This window comes from Cellulomonas humilata (assembly GCF_030814415.1).
In the GTDB taxonomy this organism is placed as follows: Bacteria; Actinomycetota; Actinomycetes; order Actinomycetales; family Cellulomonadaceae; genus Cellulomonas; species Cellulomonas humilata_A.
On sequence record NZ_JAUSVB010000001.1, the window covers coordinates 1,055,448 to 1,072,421 of the forward strand.

23 protein-coding genes are annotated in these 16,974 nt (G+C 72.8%); 10 read left to right on the plus strand and 13 right to left on the minus strand.

The window, feature by feature from the left end; genetic code table 11:
* Window positions 1–26 precede the first annotated feature (26 nt).
* Window positions 27–356, plus strand: coding sequence for an ArsR/SmtB family transcription factor (locus J2X26_RS04845; protein WP_307490267.1), 330 nt, complete (start codon window positions 27–29; stop codon window positions 354–356).
* On the plus strand, window positions 353–1,069 hold the full coding sequence (locus J2X26_RS04850) for a cation transporter (RefSeq protein ID WP_307490268.1): 717 nt from the start codon (window positions 353–355) through the stop codon (window positions 1,067–1,069). The genes J2X26_RS04845 and J2X26_RS04850 overlap by 4 nt, the downstream gene beginning before the upstream one ends.
* Here the strand turns inward: J2X26_RS04850 and J2X26_RS04855 are convergent.
* Complete coding sequence (locus tag J2X26_RS04855) at window positions 1,029–2,228, minus strand: MFS transporter (protein WP_307490270.1); 1,200 nt, start codon at window positions 2,226–2,228, stop codon at window positions 1,029–1,031. The genes J2X26_RS04850 and J2X26_RS04855 overlap by 41 nt on opposite strands.
* A gap of 105 nt (window positions 2,229–2,333) precedes the next feature.
* On the opposite strand from J2X26_RS04855, the gene J2X26_RS04860 reads away from it, so the two are divergent.
* Window positions 2,334–2,846 (plus strand): Lrp/AsnC family transcriptional regulator, encoded by a 513-nt coding sequence (locus J2X26_RS04860; RefSeq protein WP_307490272.1) that lies wholly within the window; start codon window positions 2,334–2,336, stop codon window positions 2,844–2,846.
* Window positions 2,847–2,856: 10 nt separating this feature from the next.
* Here the strand turns inward: J2X26_RS04860 and J2X26_RS04865 are convergent, their stop codons facing one another.
* On the minus strand, window positions 2,857–3,375 hold the full coding sequence (locus J2X26_RS04865) for a hypothetical protein (RefSeq protein WP_307490274.1): 519 nt from the start codon (window positions 3,373–3,375) through the stop codon (window positions 2,857–2,859).
* A 145-nt stretch (window positions 3,376–3,520) separates the two neighbouring features.
* Between J2X26_RS04865 and J2X26_RS04870 the strand changes: the two genes are divergently transcribed.
* The gene (locus J2X26_RS04870; protein ID WP_307490276.1) at window positions 3,521–4,426 is read left to right on the plus strand and encodes an SGNH/GDSL hydrolase family protein; all 906 of its coding nucleotides are present in this window, start codon (window positions 3,521–3,523) and stop codon (window positions 4,424–4,426) included.
* Between the two features lie 140 nt (window positions 4,427–4,566).
* Window positions 4,567–5,085 (plus strand): AAA family ATPase, encoded by a 519-nt coding sequence (locus J2X26_RS04875; protein ID WP_307490278.1) that lies wholly within the window; start codon window positions 4,567–4,569, stop codon window positions 5,083–5,085.
* Between the two features lie 30 nt (window positions 5,086–5,115).
* Here J2X26_RS04875 and map read toward each other — a convergent pair whose 3' ends face one another.
* Window positions 5,116–5,886: a type I methionyl aminopeptidase gene (map, locus tag J2X26_RS04880; protein WP_307490280.1), complete on the minus strand. Its 771-nt coding sequence runs from the start codon at window positions 5,884–5,886 to the stop codon at window positions 5,116–5,118.
* Window positions 5,887–5,951: 65 nt separating this feature from the next.
* Here map and J2X26_RS04885 point away from each other — a divergent pair, with 65 nt between their 5' ends.
* Window positions 5,952–6,221: a helix-turn-helix domain-containing protein gene (locus J2X26_RS04885; RefSeq protein ID WP_307490282.1), complete on the plus strand. Its 270-nt coding sequence runs from the start codon at window positions 5,952–5,954 to the stop codon at window positions 6,219–6,221.
* 3 nt (window positions 6,222–6,224) lie between these two features.
* On the opposite strand, the gene J2X26_RS04890 is transcribed toward J2X26_RS04885, so the two are convergent.
* The 3 genes from J2X26_RS04890 to J2X26_RS04900 are packed head-to-tail and all read right to left on the minus strand — an operon-like array spanning window position 6,225 to window position 8,244.
* Entirely contained in the window at window positions 6,225–7,013 is a 789-nt protein-coding gene (locus J2X26_RS04890; RefSeq protein ID WP_307490283.1) for an inositol monophosphatase family protein, read from the minus strand.
* A gap of 35 nt (window positions 7,014–7,048) precedes the next feature.
* The gene (locus J2X26_RS04895) at window positions 7,049–7,372 is read right to left on the minus strand and encodes an alpha/beta hydrolase (RefSeq protein ID WP_307490285.1); all 324 of its coding nucleotides are present in this window, start codon (window positions 7,370–7,372) and stop codon (window positions 7,049–7,051) included.
* The gene (locus tag J2X26_RS04900; protein ID WP_307490286.1) at window positions 7,369–8,244 is read right to left on the minus strand and encodes an alpha/beta fold hydrolase; all 876 of its coding nucleotides are present in this window, start codon (window positions 8,242–8,244) and stop codon (window positions 7,369–7,371) included. Before J2X26_RS04900 ends, J2X26_RS04895 begins: the two co-directional genes overlap by 4 nt.
* Before the next feature lie 87 nt (window positions 8,245–8,331).
* On the opposite strand from J2X26_RS04900, the gene J2X26_RS04905 reads away from it, so the two are divergent.
* Complete coding sequence (locus J2X26_RS04905) at window positions 8,332–8,814, plus strand: MarR family winged helix-turn-helix transcriptional regulator (RefSeq protein WP_307490287.1); 483 nt, start codon at window positions 8,332–8,334, stop codon at window positions 8,812–8,814.
* Window positions 8,815–8,844: 30 nt separating this feature from the next.
* Here the strand turns inward: J2X26_RS04905 and J2X26_RS04910 are convergent, their stop codons facing one another.
* From J2X26_RS04910 to J2X26_RS04920, 3 genes are all read right to left on the minus strand, one after another.
* Entirely contained in the window at window positions 8,845–9,294 is a 450-nt protein-coding gene (locus J2X26_RS04910) for a CD225/dispanin family protein (protein WP_307490289.1), read from the minus strand.
* Between the two features lie 240 nt (window positions 9,295–9,534).
* The gene (locus tag J2X26_RS04915) at window positions 9,535–9,927 is read right to left on the minus strand and encodes a type II toxin-antitoxin system death-on-curing family toxin (RefSeq protein ID WP_307490290.1); all 393 of its coding nucleotides are present in this window, start codon (window positions 9,925–9,927) and stop codon (window positions 9,535–9,537) included.
* On the minus strand, window positions 9,924–10,166 hold the full coding sequence (locus tag J2X26_RS04920) for a hypothetical protein (RefSeq protein ID WP_307490291.1): 243 nt from the start codon (window positions 10,164–10,166) through the stop codon (window positions 9,924–9,926). Before J2X26_RS04920 ends, J2X26_RS04915 begins: the two co-directional genes overlap by 4 nt.
* Before the next feature lie 266 nt (window positions 10,167–10,432).
* Between J2X26_RS04920 and helR the strand changes: the two genes are divergently transcribed.
* On the plus strand, window positions 10,433–12,592 hold the full coding sequence (helR, locus tag J2X26_RS04925) for an RNA polymerase recycling motor ATPase HelR (RefSeq protein WP_307490292.1): 2,160 nt from the start codon (window positions 10,433–10,435) through the stop codon (window positions 12,590–12,592).
* Here the strand turns inward: helR and J2X26_RS04930 are convergent.
* The 3 genes from J2X26_RS04930 to J2X26_RS04940 are packed head-to-tail and all read right to left on the minus strand — an operon-like array spanning window position 12,555 to window position 14,652.
* Window positions 12,555–13,319: a thioesterase family protein gene (locus J2X26_RS04930; protein WP_307490293.1), complete on the minus strand. Its 765-nt coding sequence runs from the start codon at window positions 13,317–13,319 to the stop codon at window positions 12,555–12,557. The two genes, helR and J2X26_RS04930, sit on opposite strands and share 38 nt — an antisense overlap.
* Window positions 13,320–13,324: 5 nt before the next feature.
* Complete coding sequence (locus J2X26_RS04935; RefSeq protein ID WP_307490294.1) at window positions 13,325–14,020, minus strand: RraA family protein; 696 nt, start codon at window positions 14,018–14,020, stop codon at window positions 13,325–13,327.
* A gap of 17 nt (window positions 14,021–14,037) precedes the next feature.
* Window positions 14,038–14,652, minus strand: a complete 615-nt coding sequence (locus J2X26_RS04940) for a LysE family translocator (RefSeq protein WP_307490295.1) — start codon at window positions 14,650–14,652, stop codon at window positions 14,038–14,040.
* An 82-nt stretch (window positions 14,653–14,734) separates the two neighbouring features.
* Here J2X26_RS04940 and J2X26_RS04945 point away from each other — a divergent pair, with 82 nt between their 5' ends.
* On the plus strand, window positions 14,735–15,187 hold the full coding sequence (locus J2X26_RS04945) for an Lrp/AsnC family transcriptional regulator (protein ID WP_307490297.1): 453 nt from the start codon (window positions 14,735–14,737) through the stop codon (window positions 15,185–15,187).
* 239 nt (window positions 15,188–15,426) lie between these two features.
* Complete coding sequence (locus J2X26_RS04950; RefSeq protein ID WP_307490299.1) at window positions 15,427–15,927, plus strand: hypothetical protein; 501 nt, start codon at window positions 15,427–15,429, stop codon at window positions 15,925–15,927.
* Between the two features lie 58 nt (window positions 15,928–15,985).
* On the opposite strand, the gene J2X26_RS04955 is transcribed toward J2X26_RS04950, so the two are convergent.
* Window positions 15,986–16,972, minus strand: a complete 987-nt coding sequence (locus J2X26_RS04955; RefSeq protein WP_307490300.1) for an aldo/keto reductase — start codon at window positions 16,970–16,972, stop codon at window positions 15,986–15,988.
* Window positions 16,973–16,974 lie beyond the last annotated feature (2 nt).

The following is a 16,974-nucleotide window of genomic DNA, read 5'->3' on the forward strand; positions in this document are numbered from 1 at the left end:
TACAGCACTCCGTGTACCGTCGCGCCATGGGGACAGCCACGCTCACGCACACCTCCGCGCTCGCCCGGCTGGGGCACGCCCTGTCCGACGAGACGCGCACGCGGATCCTGCTGGCGCTGCGGGAGGCCCCGGCCTACCCGTCGGACCTGGCCGACGCGCTGGGGGTCTCGCGCCAGGTGATGTCGAACCAGCTCGCGTGCCTGCGGGGGTGCGGGCTCGTCGAGTCCGTCCCCGACGGGCGTCGCACCTGGTACCGGCTGGCGGACCCGCACCTGTCGTCGGCGCTCGGCGACCTGCTGCAGCTCGTCCTCGCCGTGGACCCGGCGTGCTGCGGACCGGACTGCACCTGCACATGAGCAGCACTGCGGTCGACCGTCGGCCCCTGCTCGAACGGCGGATCCGGTGGATCGTCGCGGCGACGATCTCCTACAACGTCGTCGAGGCGGGCGTGGCGCTGGTTGCCGGTCGGCTCGCCTCGTCCTCGGCGCTCATCGGCTTCGGGCTGGACTCGATCGTCGAGGTGCTGTCCGCGGCTGCGGTCGCGTGGCAGTTCTCCGCTCCGAACCCGCACACGCGAGAGCGCGCCGCGATGCGGACGATCGCGTTGTCCTTCTTCGGCCTGGCTGCATTCGTCACGGTCGACGCTGCCCGGACCTTGCTGAGCGCGACCGAACCGGAGCACTCCACCGCCGGGATCCTCCTGGCCGCCGTGAGCCTGGCGGTCATGCCGTTCCTGTCGTGGTTCGAGCGTCGCACCGGCCGCGAGCTCGGGTCGGCCTCCGCCGTCGCGGACTCGAAGCAGACCCTGATCTGCACCTACCTGTCCGCGGTCCTGCTGGTGGGGCTCGTCCTGAACAGCACCCTGGGCTGGTGGTGGGCCGACCCGGTCGCCGCTGTGGTGATCGCCGCGTTCGCCGTCCGGGAAGGCGTCGAGGCCTGGCGCGGTGACGCGTGCTGCACCCCGGTCTCCCAGCTCGTCGCCAGCGACGAGGCGCGTTGCGACGACGGCTGCTGCGACGACGACCGGCTCAGCGGGGTGGACGCTCACCGGCCCGCCACCGATCGCTGAGCAGGAGGAGGGCCGGCACGAGGACGAGGGCGCCGGCCGCGAGCGTCAGCGCGGACCACCCGGCGAGCGCGAGGACCACGGTCGAGGTCAGGGTGCCGGCCGCGGCGGAGATCCACACGACGGCCTCGACGGAGCCCTCCACGTCGGCGCGCTGCTCCGCGGGCAGCCCGACGGCGAGCGAGGCGCTGCCGCCGACGAAGCACAGGTTCCATCCGTAGCCGAGCACGAACAGACCCACCGCCTGAGGGACGAGGGCGCCGGAGGCGGCCACCAGCGTCGAGACCAGCAGCGTGCCGAGACCGAGCGCCATCACCGGCCCCGCGCCCAGGCCGTCGACGAGGCGCCCCGTGACCGGTGACAGCACGAACATGCCGAGCGTGTGGGCCGCGAGGACGAGGCCGACGACGTCCAGCCCGTGATGGTGCAGGTGCAGCTGGACCGGCACCGACGTCATCACGGCGGCCATCACGACCTGCCCGGTGACCATCACGGCGAGGCCGTCGCGGCCCGCCGGGGAGCCCAGGATCGACCGCACCGGCACCGCCCGTCCGCCGGTGGGCCGTCGGGCCGTGCGCAGCCTGCTCACCGCCAGCGCGGCGAGCAGGCCCGCCGGCACGCTGAGCAGGAACGCACCGGAGAGGGCGGGCTGTCCGAGGGTCTCGGCGAGCCGCGCGGTGGGCAGCAGGAGCAGCGGGCCGCCGACGGCGCCGACGGTGCCCGCCCAGACGATCAGCCCGATGGCGAACCCGCGTCGTCGGGAGGGCACGAGCTCGGCGGCCGCGTACCGGGACAGCTGCGCCGCGGCGTTCCCCAGCCCGATCAGGAGCATGCCGACGACCAGCAGCGCGACGTTGCCGAGCGGCACGGCGACCGCACCGGCCGCGGCGCCGAGCGTGCTCGCCAGGTAGCCGAGCCGCAGGGCCGTCGGGGTGCCGGCGCGGTGGGTCAGCGAGGTGACCAGGAGGGCACCGAGCCCGGTGCCGACGACGGCCGCGGTGCCGGGCACCCCGCCCCAGGCCTGCCCCAGGACGTCGACCGCGACCAGCGCGGCCACCGTGCTGGTCGTCGCGATGACCGCACTGTTCAGGGCGGCGCCGACGAACAGCGCCGCCGTCGCCGGGGCGACCGCGGTGGGGATGGGTGCCGTGCTCAGTGCCATGCGTTCGACGCTACGAAGGGCCGGCGCCGCGGTGAATGGCCGATCGCAGGCGTTCGTCGCACTTTGCCTGGTGATCGTGACGTGTTCCGGGGTTACGGTTTGCAGATGAGCAGACCGCTCGACGGCACCGACTGGCGCATCCTCTCCGAGCTCCAGGACGACGGCCGCCTGTCGTTCAACCAGCTCGCCCGCAAGGTCAACCTGTCCGCGCCCGCGGTCGCCGACCGGGTGCGGCGGCTGGAGGAGGCCGGCGTGATCGCCGGCTACCAGGCCCGGATCGACCCTGCTCGCGCAGGCCTCCCGCTGACCGCGTTCATCAAGCTGCGCTGCTCACCCGGACGCTGCCTGCTCAAGACCACGGCGTCCGACGAGTTCCCCGAGGTCGTCGAGATCCACAAGCTCAGCGGCAGCTCGTGCACCCTCCTGCGGGTGCGCGCCTCGTCGATGCCGCATCTGGAGGAGATCTTCGAGCGCATCGGGAGGCACGGCGAGATCGACACCCAGATCGTGCTCTCCACCCAGTACGAGGGCCGCCCGGTCGCGGAACCGCCCGTGAACAACCCCTCCGCCCAACCGTCTCCGGGATGGAGCCGCGAGGCTCGACCGGACGACGCCTGAGTCCTGGGCGTCACTGCGCGGGCACGCACCCGCCGTCGGCGATCATCCCGTCGGTCTCCACCTCGGCGTGCTCGGCGTCGAGCATCCCGACGAGGCACAGCCCGCCGACGGAGATGATCACCCCGATCGACGACGGCGCCGCGGGGTCGCCGGCCGGCTCCACCCACGGCACGTCAGGCTCGAAACCGGCGTCCTCGAGCGCGACGTTCACGGCGTCGACCGACAGCGGAGCGCCGACGAGGGAGGCCAGAGCCTCCTGCGCGGCAGCCCGCTGCGGTTCGACCTCGGCCCGGCCGTCGTCGCTCGGCTCGAACCTCTGCCGGTACGCGTCGTTCTGCGCCATCGCCGCCTCGCCGTCGTACGGGACGCAGTCGGCGGGCATCTCCTGACCCTCGACGATCGGGCAGGCCGCGGTCGGCGTCACGGACGCGTCCCCGGCCGGCGTCACACCGGGGCGGTCGGCACAGCCTGCGGCGAGGAGTGCGACGGCGACGATCGGGACGAGTGCGGCGCGGGTGCGGTGGAGCATGCCGGTCAGGCTCGCAGCGGTCGCCGCCGCCTGTCAGCCCGGTCGTCCCGATCGTCACCGGACCGAGACCCGGCCGTGTCCGACCACCGGCGTAGCGTGGAGTGGTTGCGTCGGGTTGAGGGGGCTCACCGTGAAGCGATCGTGGATGACCGGTCTCGTGGTTGCGCTGCTGGTCCTGGGCGGGTCGTCCGCGGTGGCGTCGCCGCCAGGAGGGTCTCTGCACCGGGGGCATCCGGTGCACGTCGTGATCGGCGACTCCCTGCCGGCGGGCCAGCAGTCCGTCCCGCCCGCGGTCGACTTCCCGACGACGGCCGCGCTGTGGAAGGCCAGCGGCTTCGTCGCGCAGTTCCACGAGGTGCTCCGCGACGAGCTGGTCTGCGCGCCGGGACGCCCGCACCACCACCCCCCGGGGCGCAGCTGCCGCGCTCTCGAGCTGGTGAACCTCTCCCGCACCGGCATCCCGGGGGTCGCGGCGGGAGTGACGACCGCGACGGTCCTGCAGCCCGGTGACCAGCTCGACCAGGCGGTGGCGCTCATCGAGGAGCGCAACGACAACCGGTCGCCGCGCGACGACGTCGTGGTCATCACCGTCTCGGTGGGCGGCAACGACCTGTACGGGCCGGCCGTGCAGGCGTGCGTCCCACCGACCGGCTCCTGCGTCCCCGCGCTCCAGGCGACGTTCGCCGGCTTCGAGGTCCGGTACGACGAGATCCTCGCGACCCTGCGGGAGTCGGCCGGTCCCGACACAGCGATCCTCGCGATGACGTACTACAACCCGCTGCCGTTCTGCGCCCTCGGCGCGGCGAACCCGGACATCGCCCGCGTCCTCGGCGACTTCATCCTCGAGGGCGGAAACATCGGCCTCGGTGCCATGCCGCTGGGCTTCAACGACCGGCTGCGTCAGGTGGCGGACAGGTACGACGCGATCGTGGTGGACACCTTCGGGACGCTCGGTGCGGGCGACTTCGTCGGGGGCTCGGACTGCGTCCACCCGGACGGTGACGGCCACCGTGCGCTCGCGGACGTGTTCGCGACGACCTACCCGGGCTGACGCCTCAGGCGGTCGGCTCCAGCTCGACGGTGTGGTCGCCCTCGCGAGCGTCCCGACAATCCCTCGGACCGCACCCCATGCGCACACGACCTCCGCACGTCACGCGAGGTACTACGTGGTGACGCCGCTAGCGTCGGCCCATGATCGTCTGGATCAACGGAACGCACGGCGCAGGCAAGACGACCGTCAGCGCTCTGGTGCAGGCGCTGCTCCCGGACGCCCGCGTGCTCGACGCCGAGAAGGTCGGCGAGACGCTCATGGACATCACGCCCGGCCTGCCGGAGACGGACAACTTCCAGCACTGGCCGCCGTGGCGGCCGCTCGTCGTCGAGACCGCCCGCCGCGTCCTCGACTACACCGGCGGCACCCTGGTGATGCCGATGACCGTGCTCGTCGAGCAGTACTGGCGGGAGATCAGCGCGGGCCTCGCCGAGCACGGCATCCCCGTGCGGCACTTCGTGCTCCACGCCGACCAGGACACCCTCCGCGCACGGATCGAGGGCGACGCGGTCATGGGCCCGTCGGCGTTCCGGCACCAGTACGTCGAGCCCTACGCCGAGGCGGCCCGCACGTGGCTGCACGCCGAGGCCGAGGTCGTCGACACCACCCACCTCACACCGGAGCAGGCGGCCCGGCGGATCGTCGAGTCCCTCGGCTGACGGCGGCCCCCACGCTGCCGGTCGCGTCGCCTACGTCCGCAGGGTGAGGATCTCGGCTCCGTCGTCGGTGATCGCGATGGTGTGCTCGCTGTGCGCGGTCCGGCAGCCGGTCGCGCTGCGCAGCGTCCAGCCGTCGGCGTCGGTGACCAGCTCGGCGGTGTCGGCCATGACCCACGGCTCCAGGGCGAGCAGGAGCCCGGGACGCAGCGTGTACCCGCGGCCGGGCCGTCCGGTGTTGGTCACGTGGGGGTCCTGGTGCATCGTCGACCCGATGCCGTGACCGCCGAACTCGGTGTTGATCGGGTACCCCGCTGCACCGAGCACGGAGCCGATGGCGTGGGAGAGGTCGCCGATGCGAGCCCCGGGGCTTGCGACGGCGATCGCCGCGCTCAGGGCGCGCTCGGTGGCGTCGATCATCGCGACGCTCTCCGCGGGGCGTGCTCCGCCGACGAGGAAGCTGACAGCGGAGTCGGCCGCGATCCCGCCCGTGGAGACGGCGAGGTCGAGCGACAGCAGGTCGCCGTCGGCGAGCGTGTAGTCGTGGGGCAGCCCGTGGAGGACGGCGTCGTTGACGGACGTGCAGATGTAGTGGCCGAACGGTCCGCGGCCGAACGACGGCGCGTAGTCGACGTAGCAGGACACCGCCCCGGCCTCGACGATCATCGCCTGCGCCCACCGGTCGATGTCCAGGAGGTTGGTGCCGACCGTGGCGCGGTCCTTGAGCGTCTGGAGGATGTGCGCCACGAGGGCACCGGTCTCCCGCGCTCGGGCCAGCTCGGCGGGGCTCAGGATCTCGATCATGCGGCGTCCTTCGTGCGGGCTTCCAATAACTATCCCGGCCATATTATCCCGGCTACGATCGTGCCATGGTCAGGTTGCCGCTCACCCCCGACGAGCTCGAGCGCGGACAGCGCCTGGGTGCCCTGCTGCGTCGCGCCCGGGGACAGCGTTCGATGCTCGACGTCGCGCTCGATGCCGGCGTCTCGCCGGAGACCCTCCGGAAGATCGAGACGGGCCGCGTCGCGACCCCTGCCTTCCCGACCGTCGCGGCGATCGCCGCCGTCCTCGGCCTCTCGCTCGATGCGGTGTGGGCGGAGATCAGCGAGGCCGAACCGAGCGAGCGGTTGGCCTCGTAGGCCTCAGCTGCTCAGGTGCGGCCTCACGAGGTCGAGCAGCCGGCGATGCGTCGGCTCGTCCGCCGCGGCGATCAGGCCTCGACCCGTGCCGACGGCGCCGCCGGTCAGGTTCGTCACCACGCAGCCGGCCGCCTGGCACAGCCCGATGCCGGCAGCGAAGTGCACGTTGTCGACGAACGCACCGTCGCTCACGTAGGCCGCACGCCGACCGGCAGCGACCCAGGCGAGCGCGAGCGTCGTGGACAGGACGCGCGGCCCGAAGTCCGCGCGGAACGCGGGGTCCCCGAGCAGCTGTGGCCCGACGAACGGGCGGTCGAGAGGGCCGTCGCAGTTGACGTCGACGAGCCGTGACCCGGCGGACGGACACAGCGGCGCATCGACTCCGTCGTGCCGGAGCGACGCACCGGTGCCGTCGCTCCAGAAGAGCTCCCGCGCGATCGGGTCCGCGACCGCACACGCGAGCGCGCCCGTCTCGTCGACGAGCGCGACGTTGACGGCGAGAAGCGGCGTCTGCGCGGCGAAGTTCACCGTCCCGCACAGCGGGTCCACGAGCCAGCGGCGCGTTCCCGGCCCGCCGGTCTCGCCGGTCTCCTCGCCGAGGACCGCGTCGCCGGGACGGGCCGCCGCGATCACCGCCAGGATCGCCCGCTCGGCATCGAGGTCGGCGTCCGTCGCGAAGTCGAGGCCCGACTTCGCATGGCGGGTCACGGGCCGCCCGTAGGCCGCCCGGACCACCTTCGCACCGGCCTCGGCGGCGGCCCACGCGACCTCGGCGTCGCCGAGCGAGTTCATGGCACTCCCTTGTTCACGGACGGATGGCTGTGGACTCAGCTCCGGGTCAGCTCCCCGAACGCCGCGAGCGCCTCGGTCATCCGGTCGGTCCCGGCGAACCCGTGCTCGGCGCCGTCCAGCTCGATGAGCCGGCAGTCGACTCCCGCCCGCTTGCAGGCGTCGGCCAGGTTGCGCGCCTTGGGCACGAGCGAGTCCAGCGTGCCGACGGCGACGACGGTCCGGGGGAGCCGTCCGGCGACGAGCTCCAGGCGCGGCGCGTCGGCAAGGTCGCCGACCCGGGCCCACGCCCGGAAGGACCAGGCGGACAGCTCGCGGTCGGGTCCGCCCGGTCGCCGGAGGCTCTCGACGTCGATGGTCACGTGCCCGATTGTGCGACGCGGACCGCCTCGTCGACCACGCGCACGAAGTCGAGGATCGCGGCCGACAGCTCGTCCGGCGCCTCCATCGCGACGTAGTGCCCGACGCCGTCGAGCTGCACGACCGTGATCTCGCCGGTCGTGACCTGACCGACCGTCGCGGCGGTGAACGGTCCGCCCCCGGCACCGACGGCCAGGACGGGCATCGTCAACGGGCCGGCCTCGGCGAGCGCCCTGAGCTCGTCGCCCTCGGCGAGCATCGACCGGTAGAGGCCGACCGCGCCGCGCCAGCCGTCGGGGCGGGCGTAGGTGCGGGCGAACTCGTCGACGTCGGCGTCGGTGATCGATCCGGCGACGGCGGTCATGCTCGGGAACGCCCAGCGGCCGAGGAGCTCGCGCTCGCGGCCGGCGAACAGCAGCTCGGGGATGCCGGGGGCTGCCAGGGCGCCGATGTGCCACGAGCCGCCGTGCGTGATGTCCGCCAGACCCTCGAGGCCGAACCCCGCCAGGCCCATCTCGATCGCCGTGACGCTGCGGACGTCCTCCGGGTGGGTGGCGGCGAGCCGGAAGACGGTCCCCCCGCTGATGTCCTGCCCGGTGACGTGCACGGGTCCGACGCCGAGGTGCTCGATGAGCCGGTGCAGGTCCTCGGCGGCGGTCGCGCTGTCGTGGTCGTCGGCGGCGGTGCTGGAGTCGCCGAACCCTCGCAGGTCGACGGCGAACACCCGGTGCGTCGACGCGAGCAGGGGGATGACCTTGTGGAACGCCCACCAGGTCTCCGGGAACCCGTGGACGAGCAGGATCGGCGATCCCGCGGTGCCGGCGGACACGTAGTGCAGGTCGGCTCCGTCGAGCTGAGCGGTGTGGTGCCTCATGACGGCTCCTCAAGTAGACAACTAGGTTGTCTACCACACTAGACAACCTAGTTGTCGTTGTCGACCGGAGCCGCTTACGCTGCGGACATGTCACGTTCCGGCGCCGACCTCGCTCTCCTCCTGCTGGGCGGGTTCCGCAGCCTCGTCGACGCGGCGACGGCCGAGCTCGCCGCCCGCGGCCACGAGGACTTCCGCCCCACCCACGAGTTCGCGATGCGCGCGATCATGGGCGGGGCCGACAGCGCCTCCGACCTGGGCCGTCGCACCGCCGTCTCGAAGCAGGCGGCGGCCAAGACGATCGCGGTCCTCGTGCAGCGCGGCTACGTGTCCACCGAGCCGGACCCCTCCGACGCCCGCCGCAACCGGCTCCAGGTGACCCCGCTCGGGCTCGAGGTCCTGCGCGAGGGCGAAGCCATCTTCGAGGAGCTGCGTGGCCGGTGGGAGCGCACGCTCGGTGCCGCCGAGCTCGCACGCCTCGAGGCGGACCTCGCGATGCTGGTCGGCGACGACGCGGTCCGCGTCGACGCGCCCGGATGGGTCGCCCACGACCCGAGCGAGCAGACGCCCTGATGGCCGGACCGACGTGCTGTCGTGCGGTGCCTAGCCGTCGGAGCCGGGGCGGTCCGGCATGCCCGGTGCGACGTCGCTGTCGAAGGGCATCTCGTAGCTCGAGCGCGGCCCGTCCTCCCACCAGCCGTCGCCGTGCTCGTGGAACGCGACGGCGATGAGGAACGCCCAAGCGATCGACGCGAGGATCGAGACCAGGATCAGGCCGGCGCCGACGATGACGCTGATGATCCCCCACCGGCGGCCGTTCGCGGCCTCCCGCTCGGCCGTCACGGCGTCGCCGGCGCCGATCGCGCGCGCCGCCCTGTGCGAGGCGAGGAGCGCGGGGATCCCGGTCGGCCAGAACAGGATCATCGCCGCGATGACCCACCCGACGGGCGCCGTGGTCGCGGGAGCGGCGGGAGCCGGTGCCGGAGTCGGTGGTGGGGGCGGCGGCGGGGGCGGCGGGGCGGGAGCGGCGCTGGGGATGGGCTCGGTTGCCATGATTCCTCCGGACGACTCGGCTGTTCCGGCTCACGGTAGGCCGCATCCCTGGGAATGCCCTTGGAGAATCGGCCGTGCGACGAAACGTTGTGTCTGGTCGCGCGGCACAGCGGGAAGGTGCTCGACCTGGCGAGCTGTGGGCTGGCCAACGGGAACGTGCTCGTGCCGTGGCCGTGGCTGGACGACATCTGCCGGCGGTTCACGTTGCGGGCGGTCTGACGCTCCGGGTGGTGGGGCGGCTCAGGGAGCCGCCGCACCACGGACGGACGCGCTGTGCGCCTCCAGCCAGGTCGCGATGTCCTCGAGCTCGAGATGGTCGCCACCGACAGTGCGGACGAACGCGTCACCCTCGACCGGGTCGACGGTCAGCCGGTAGCCGTTCAGGTCGTAGAAGACGTCGACCATCGTCCAGGACAGCCGCTTGTTGCCGTCGAGGAGCGGGTGCGAACGGCTGAGCGCATCCAGCAGCGCCGCACCCTTCAGGTGGATGCCCTCGTACGCCTCGGTGCCCCACACGACCGACGCCGGGCGTGCCAGAGCGGAGTCCAGCGCACCGGGATCCCGGATGTAGAGCCCGGCCCTCTCGCAGAAGTACAGGGCGTCCTCCATCGCGGGGTACTCGAAGCCGCTCACCGGGAGAGGCGCTCCAACAGCTCGGCGTTGCGCTCGATCGACCGGTCGATCGCCTCGCGGTGCGCGGCGCGGCGCTCTGCCCGCAGGGCCAGATCGGCCTGCTCGTCCTGCGTGACGAGCATGTCCCGGTAGTGCCGGACGGCCAGCGCGATGGTGTCGGTCATCGTGTGGTTGGTGCGTTCCGCGACCTCACGGAGCAGAGCCTCGTCCTCGGCGTCGAGACGCAGCGTCATGGCCATAGCGGTGACCCTCTCCGTTGGGTTGGGTATCTGCTGGATACCAGCGTACGCCTGGCTCGTGCCGAACGGCGTGGCTGCCGACGAGCTTTCGACACCCCCTGCTGCGCGGGCATGCGAAAGGCGAGCACCGGATGACCGTGCCCGCCTCTTCCAAGGTATAGCCGACGGGGGGTCTTGCGGCAAGGCCCCCACGACGGCGCAGAATCTCCGACCGCGCCCGGGATCGCGCCCCGGGCGGGGCAACCCAGTTCGGAGCTGATGACGACGTGACCCCTGTGACCACCCGTGCGTTCAACCTTCCCGACAACCTCGCCGCCAAGGCGGACCCGGCGTCGATCGCGCCGGACGAGAGGCACTTCGCGGCCATCGCGGAGACCCTGGAGCAGTCGATCGCCGAGCTGGTCGAGCGGCTGGACGCCGCACGCAAGGCGCCCGGACGCAGCGGCACGCTGGCGCTGGAGCGGGACCAGGAGATCCACCGGCTCACCGCGCGGCTGCGGACGTTGCGGCGCTTCGGCCTTGACCTGTGCCTGGGGCGGATCGTCGGGACCGACGGCGAGACGGTCTACGTCGGACGGCTCGGCCTGACGGACAGCGCGGGGCGTCGGCTGCTGCTCGACTGGCGGTCGCCCGCAGCGGAGCCGTTCTTCGGCGCGACGCACGCGAACCCGATGGGCCTGGTGAGCCGGCGCCGGTACCGGTGGACCGCTGGCCGGGTCAGCGACTACTGGGACGAGGTGTTCACCGCGGAGGGGCTGCGGAGCAGCGCGGCGCTCGACGACCAGTCCGCGTTCATCGCGAGTCTCGGCTCGGAGCGGTCCGAGCGGATGCGGGACGTGCTGGGCACCATCCAGGCCGACCAGGACGCGATCATCCGCGCGGGATCGGCAGGCGCGCTCGTCGTCGACGGAGGTCCGGGTACCGGCAAGACCGTCGTCGCCCTGCACCGCACCGCCTACCTCCTCTACTCCGACCCCCGCCTCGGTCACCGGCGCGGCGGCGTGCTGTTCGTCGGACCGCACCAGCCGTACCTCGACTACGTCGGCGACGTCCTGCCCAGCCTCGGGGAGGAGGGCGTGCAGACATGCACGCTGAGCGACCTCGTCGCGGAGGGTGACGCGGCCGCTGTCGAGCCCGATCCGGAGGTTGCCCGGCTCAAGTCGTCGGTCGAGCTGGTCCGGGCGATCGAGCCGGCCGTCCGGTTCTACGAGAGGCCGCCCAAGGAGGGCATGGAGGTCGAGACGTCCTGGTTCGACGTGTGGGTCAGCGCCGGCGACTGGGCGGAGGCGTTCGAGTCGCCCGAGCCCGGGACGCCGCACAACGAGGCGCGCGACCAGGTCCGGGACGCGTTGCTGGAGATCCTCATGGACAAGGTCGACGACGACGAGGTCGAGCGGGACCAGCTCCGGCGGGCGCTGCGGGCTAGCACGGACCTGAACGCTGCCCTCAACCGCGCGTGGCCGCTCCTGGAGCCGACCGACCTCGTCGGCGACCTGTGGTCCGTCCCCGCGTACCTGCGGCTGTGCGCCCCCGGGCTGACGCTCGACGAGATCCGGACGCTGCAGCGCGCCGACGCCCAGGCGTGGACCGTCTCCGACCTGCCGCTCCTCGACGCCGCCCGGCAGCGCCTCGGCGACCCCGAGGCGTCCCGACGACGCCGGCGGCAGGAAGCCACCCTCGCCGCCGAGCGCGCGTACATGGACACGATCGTCGACGACCTCATCGCGACCGACGACTCCGAGCTGAAGCTCATGTCGATGCTCCGGGGGGACGACATGCGCGACAAGCTCGTCGACGAGAGCACGTTGCCGACCGCGGACCCGGACGCGCTCGCGGGCCCGTTCGCGCACGTCGTCGTGGACGAGGCCCAGGAGCTGACCGACGCGGAGTGGCAGATGCTGCTGCGCCGCTGCCCCTCGCGGAGCCTGACCGTCGTCGGCGACCGCGCCCAGGCCCGGCACGGGTTCGCCGAGTCGTGGCTGGAGCGTCTGGAGCGGGTCGGCCTGCACCAGGTGGAGCTGGCGTCGCTGAGCATCAACTACCGGACGCCGCAGGAGGTCATGGCCGAGGCGGAGCCGGTGATCCGTGCGGCCCTGCCGGACGCCAACGTGCCGACCTCCGTCCGGAGCACCGGCGTCCCCGTGGCGCACGGACGGGCGTCGGACCTGGACGCGATCCTGGCCGAGCACACCACCGGCATCGCCTGCGTGATCGGCGACCCGACGTTCCCGGGAACCGCTCGGGTCCGGTCGCTGACCCCGGAGCTGGCGAAGGGGCTCGAGTTCGACCTGGTCGTGCTCGTCGACCCCGAGTCGTTCGGCACCGGCATCGAGGGCGCCGTCGACCGCTACGTCGCGATGACGAGGGCGACCCAGCAGCTGGTGATCCTCACGACGGGCGCGGACGGACCGTCAGCGACTGGCTGACGACGCCGAGCGGGCCGTGGGTGTCGTGCAGGACCGTGTGGGTCAGACCGAGGCCGGTGGGTCCGAACGTGACCGTCGTGTCGAAGCCGAGCCAGTCGCTGCGCGGCGGACCGACCAGGTGGACGGTGAGGTCGACGTTCGGGAATGCGACCTGGTCGGTGGGGCGGCGGGGCGTCAGGCCGTTGGCGATGTCGATCAGGCCGAGCGCCCGCGCGGTCGCGCTGACGGGCTCGTCCCCGACGAGCGGCACGGACGTGCGGACCCAGGACATGGCCCGGCCGGGTTCCTCCTGGCAGCGACGGGCCTCGACGCTCCGCACGAACTCGCCGGACCAGGTGCCGTCGGGGTCCCAGACGGGCATGTCGTCCGGGCCTGGGACCGTCGGGAACGAGCTCCCGGCGAGGTCGACGGTGTCGTAGGCGCGCAGGAGCCAGGCGCGCAGGAGGACCGCGGGGCGGCCGGAGTGGCTGAGCGTGGCCTGGACCAGCTCGATGGTGCGACCGGGGCGGAGGACCTCGACGTGCACCCGGACCGGCTCGATGGGCAGCGTGCCGAGGATGTCGTAGGACAGGCGCGCGAGCTGCAGCCCGTTGCCCCTCTCCGTCTCGACGGCGTGCGCGAGGAGGCCGAGAGCGGGGGCGATGTGCTGCTCGCCGGGGTCCCACCCGCCGCTGACCAGCCCGGTCGGGCTGAACGTCGTCTCGTCGAGCCGGTCGAAGTAGGCCACCGCGCTCACTCCTCGATCGCCGCGTCGAGCGAGCGCAGGTGCTGGCGGAAGGTCACTCCGTCGCGCTCGCGGGCGACCAGGTACTCGTCGAACCGGGTCTGCTCACGCAGCGTCGTCCCGGCCTGCATGCGCTCCGCCTGGCGCTCCTCGGTGTCCCGGATCCGGGAGGCGACGACCGCCACCTCCGCCGCCCGCTCGACCGGCAGGAACACGACGCCGTCGTCGTCGGCGAGCACGACGTCGTCTCCGGTGACGATGTGCGGGCCGCACCAGGCCCAGGCCAGCGCGTCGGCCGCCTGCGGGTCCAGGCGCTCAGGTCCGTCGGGGTAGGCGCCCAGGCTGAGGACCGGCAGGCCGATGGTGCGCAGCTGTGCGGTGTCGCGGTGCAGCCCCCAGATGACGATCCCGACCAGGCCGGCGCGCGCGACCTCGAGCGCGACGAGGTCGCCGACGCAGGCCTCGTCGGTGCGGCCCTCGTTGTCCACGACGAGCACGTCGCCGGGCGCGGCATGCCCGAGGGCCTCGAGGAACACGTCGACGCTGCCGACGTGCCGCACCGGCCGGGCCCGCCCGACGACGTGGATGCCCGCCCAGACCGGGCGCAGCGTCGGCGGGGCGCACCGGACGGTGATGCCGAGCCGCAGGCACGCGTCGGCGACGTGCGCGGTGGTCAGGTCCTGGAACAGTGCCGGTGCGTCCATGTGCGCATCTTCGCGGGTCAGACGAGGGCCTGCTCGACGATGAGTGCGACGCCGAGCCCGGTCATCACCGCCGCCGACGTGCGCGACACGATGCGGGCGGCCGCCGGGCGCGCGGACAGGACGCGCTGCGCGGCCATGGCGACGGTGAGGTAGACGACCGCGCAGGTGGTCAGGTGGACCAGGCCGAGCAGCAGGATCTGGACCCAGACCGGCCACGGGGCGGACGTCGACGTGAACTGCGGCAGCAGCGCCAGGATCAGCAGGAGCACCTTCGGGTTCAGGCCGCTGACCCCGAACCCCTTCCACAGCCATCGCGCGCCCGACGCCTCCGCCACGTCCTCGACGTGGGGCGACGCCGGCCGCGTGAACGTCATGAACCCGAGCCACAGCAGGTAGGCGCCGCCGACGAGGGTGAGCCCACCCAGGAGTCCGGGCGCTCCGGCGATCAGAGCGCCGACGCCGGCGGCCACCAGGAGGGTCGCGGCCAGGTGGCCCGCGAGCATCCCGCCCACGGCGGGGAGGGCGACACGTCCTCGCAGACCGGCGGTGATGGCGTAGGCCCAGTCGGAGCCCGGGGCGATCACGAACACGACGGAGACCGCCCAGAACCCGAGGACGTCGGACAAGTTCATGCGGGGAAGGCTATGGCGGAACGGGCGGAAGGTGGTTCCGACTTCTTCGCGGCACGACGGCGAACGTGGAAGGATCTACCCCATGGACGCGATCGACCGACAGATCCTTGCCGAACTCCAACGGGACGGCCGCCAGACGCTCACCGACCTCGCGGAACGCGTCCAGCTGAGCGTGTCCCCGTGCCACCGCCGGCTGCGTGCCCTGGAGCAGTCCGGCGTCATCACCGGCTATCACGCGCGGATCGCCCCGGCGGCGCTCGGCCTGACGTTCGAGGCGCTCGTCTTCGTCACCATGCGTGAAGCCACCCGCACGTCCATCGAGACGTTCGAGACGGCCGTCGCCGAGATCCCGAACGTCCTGCTGGCCCAGCGCCTCTTCGGGGACCCTGACTACCTGCTCCGCGTCGTCACGCGGGACCTGAGCGACTACCAGCGTGTCTACGACGAGCAGCTCTCCGGCCTGCCCGGGGTCCAGCGGGTCAGCTCCACGCTCGTCATGCGCTCCGTCGTCGAGGACCGCCCGCTGCCGCTGTAGGCGCGCCACCACGCCGCCGCCGATCAGGTGAGACGTGGGCACCGTGCATCGCTCGGTGGGCGCCGATCGCTACGGTCGGTCCCTCCTGATGCGGTGACGACCGAAAGGGTGCAGGTGAACACGCAGGGCGAGGGTGGTGGACCGTACCTCCGCGAACCGGCGCTGTTCGGTGGTGTGGTGGTCCAGTCCGGCCGGCCGTCGGACGAGGCGGTGGTCGCCGTGCTGCGCGACGCGCGAGGATGCCGGTCGCCGTCCCGCACGGCAGAGGGGACGGGGGCGGTCTGGTGGTCGGGCTCTCGATGCACCGCTGGGCCATGTACGGCGGAGGCGAGGACCTGGTCCGGGTCGCGGACGCGATGACGCCGTGGCTGCTGGGTGCGGCGGACCGGCTCGGCGCCGACACCGGGTACGCGACGCTGGGTCGCCTCACTGCCGAGGACAGCCAGAGTCCGTGGGAGCGGGCGACCCATTGCCTGCCAGCGCTGCGGGACGTGACCCGGACGCTCTGGGGTTACGGCTGGGGCACGCTGCTGTCACCGGTGCACGTCGGGGCCGTCGGCGGACGCGCCGTCCTCGAGACGCTCCGGGACGTCCTGCCCGCCCTGCGGCTTCGCGACGCAGGCGGTGGCCGCACGTGGCTGACTCTCGGAGAGGATCCGGCCACCGTGCGCGGGGAGGACGTCCGAGCGCTGCGTGCGGTTCTCGCGCCGGCACTCCCGCGAGGGACGCAGACCGTGTAGGAGTTCGAACGCACCGGGGAGCCGGACGAGGACCTCGTCGTCTGAGCCCCACGTGGGCTCAGAGGCCCACCATCGCCATCCCGTTGTCGTCGTAGCGGTTGCCCGCCACGCCCACGGTCGACGCGAGGCCGTCGAGCTCGGCGCGCTCGTCGGCGGACAGCCCGACCGTCGTCGCGCCGGCGTTCTCCCGGACGCGCTCGATCCGGCGGGTGCCGGGGATCGGCACGATCCACGGCTGCTGCGCGAGCAACCAGGCGAGCGCGATCTGGCCGGGTGTCGCGCCGCGGCCGTCCGCGAGGGCACGCACGCGCTCGACCAGGACGGTGTTGGCGTCGCGGTTCTCCGCGCTGAACCGCGGGACGCGGTTGCGGATGTCGCCGTCGGCGAAGGTGGTCGACGAGTCGACGGTCCCGGTGAGGAACCCCTTGCCCAGCGGGCTGAACGGCACGAACCCGATGCCCAGCTCGGCGAGCGTCGGCAGCACCTCGGCCTCGGGGTCGCGGGTCCACAGCGAGTACTCGGACTGCACGGCCGTCACCGGGTGCACGGCGTGGGCGCGACGGATGGTCGCGGCCCCCGCCTCGGAGAGGCCGAAGTGGCGCACCTTCCCGGCGGCGACGAGCTCACCGACGGTCCCGGCGACGTCCTCGATGGGTACCGCCGGGTCGACGCGGTGCTGGTAGAAGAGGTCGATCACGTCGGTGCCCAGCCGTTGCAGGGACGCGTCCGCGACCCGGCGGATCTGCTCGGGGCGGCTGTCCGTGCCCTGCATCTTCCCGTCGACGATGTTCCAGCCGAACTTCGTCGCGATGACCACCTGGTCGCGCACGGGCGCCAGGGCCTCGCCGACGAGCTCCTCGTTCACATACGGGCCGTACACCTCGGCGGTGTCGACGAGGGTGACACCGAGGTCGACCGCGCCGCGCAGCACGGCGATCATGTCGTCGCGCGAGCCCGGGTTGGGGCCGTAGCTCATCGACATCCCCATGGCGCCGAGGCCGACTGCGGAGACCTCGAGTCCTTGTCCGAGCGTGCGTGTGTGCATGG